The organism is Candidatus Cloacimonadota bacterium (assembly GCA_034661015.1).
In the GTDB taxonomy this organism is placed as follows: domain Bacteria; phylum Cloacimonadota; class Cloacimonadia; order JGIOTU-2; family JGIOTU-2; genus JAYEKN01.
Map to the genome: position 1 here is coordinate 1 of JAYEKN010000277.1, position 1610 is coordinate 1610.

Here is a 1610-nt window from a genome sequence, read left to right on the forward strand (position 1 = left end):
ACCCAAGAAACTTTTTGATTGCCACTCGCCAGTTCTTGCAAATACAATTCATATTCATAAAGAAAATAACGAAGCCCATTCCAAGAATAATAACCTTCATCTTTATCATATTTATCTGAAATATAATATTTGAATTTTTCAAGGCTGAACCAACCAGGATCCTCTTCTCCTCCGCCTCCTCCATTTGTCATCCGTTCAATATTTTCTATAACATTATCTATGTTGGTTCCATCCTTCTCAAAATAAAAGGAATTTGCCAATCTATAAAAATGGCTGTTCTTGGTATTTGAAGGTCTCTGAGATAATTTAAAAACGAGGAAAATAAAACTTTCTGCCGATTTTAGTAAAGATAATGCCTCGTCTTCTGAACATTTTGTCATTACAGCCATAATCAGGGGAGGAAATGCACTCATTCCAAGTCTATTAAGTTTTTGAATCCATTCTTTCGTTTCATCACTGTATGTGGAGAATTCCGGATTGTACAAATAAAACCACGATTTGATCGATTTTGAAAGACTATCAATGTATTCTTTTATGTCAGATATTTTCAGTTCTCCATTAAGAGCGTTCTTGGAAGTGAATTTTTCATTTAGAAGGAATTTAGCATAAGCCGCTGATTGCTTTCTATCGTACTTAAAGTACATAATCCAATGATTACGTAAAAAATCATCGTCGTCTAATGGTTTATCTTTGTTTTTTCCAAGGTATTCATAAATTGTTTTCCACGTTTCATTTATGTCCTTTCGCAATTTATTTCGAGTAAAATCATCTTCGTAAATGAGAGTAGTTAGATAGATCAACCTGTTTTTTAGAAGTTCAAGATTAGAGAGAGGTTTACCCCTGTTGTTCATTGTTTCAAAAGTCACGTACACATCCAACTCATTATCAATCATATACAAGTTGAATTTGAATTTCCCTGTGATTTTCTTAAATAAAATTTCAAGTTCCTCTTTAGTCAAATCAGCAAATTTCTCTTTAAAAAACTCGTTTGCAAATTTCAGATTGGCAGTGTATAATGTTTGCTCAGGCACTTTATCTGCTGCCAAAGATTCTTGCCCTAAAATCTTTGTTTTGAAAAATTCATCACTTGGATTATCTTTCTCATAACCAAACATGTATGATTTATGGATTTTACCATATTGTTGAAATAGGAATTTCGTTATCCAATATTCTTTCTTCTTAAAGTTGATTCCATCATCATCATCGTCAAATTGATTTAGAAGCTGATTGATAAAAATGATCGCTGTAGTCAATCGTTGCTGACCATCAATAACGTAATATGCAGTTATCCCACTTTCAATTAACCAGATATCTTCTTGCCATTTTTCAATATTTTGAATATCTTTTTTGTTGATTTCTTCAACAGTTAATAATCCAGTATAATGAATCTTATCTTCTTTTAAAATATCCAAATCATCCCAAAAGTCATCAAGTTGTGCTTTTTGCCAAGAGTACCCCCTCTGAAAGTCAGGTATTCGAAATATTTTTTCATTGAATATTTCTGTGAGAGATTGAAGTTTATTGTTTGTCATAGTTTGTCTCCAGCTTCAACCATGTTTTTTCTCTATCACTCATATCTTCCCCACCAACCCCTCAAACTTCGCATAATT

Annotated in this window: 1 protein-coding gene; it reads right to left on the bottom strand. The window is 32.3% G+C overall.

Annotated elements, in window-relative coordinates; translation table 11 throughout:
* Positions 1-1532 (bottom strand): DUF262 domain-containing protein (locus U9P79_09735; GenBank protein ID MEA2104902.1); only part of this gene is annotated, 1532 nt, incomplete at its 3' end.
* Positions 1533-1610 lie beyond the last annotated feature (78 nt).